Below are 282 nucleotides of genomic sequence, written 5' to 3' on the forward strand. Positions count from 1 at the left end.
TGATCACCGAAGCGATTCTCAAGCTGATTCCCAAACCAGCCGTGCAGCGCGTCATGCTGGCGACGTTTGCCAACCTGACGGAGGCAGCCCGGACGGTCTCCGACATCATCGCCAGCCGGATCATTCCGGCGACGCTGGAGTTCATGGACCAGGGGACGCTCCGGGTGGTGGAGGATTTCAAGCGGATTGGCCTGCCGACGGACGCGGCCGCCATGCTGTTGATCGGACAGGACGGAGACCCGGAAACGGTGGACCGGGACGTGGAGCAGATCGCCGCCATCT

Annotated in this window: 1 protein-coding gene; it reads left to right on the top strand. The window is 63.8% G+C overall.

The genetic code is table 11. The features are described from left to right. A partial coding sequence (locus LD028_RS08855; RefSeq protein WP_275949116.1) for an FAD-linked oxidase C-terminal domain-containing protein occupies window positions 1-282 on the top strand: 282 nt, incomplete at both ends.

Source organism: Anoxybacillus sp. LAT27 (assembly GCF_022030075.1).
GTDB lineage: Bacteria > Bacillota > Bacilli > Bacillales > Anoxybacillaceae > Anoxybacillus > Anoxybacillus kestanbolensis.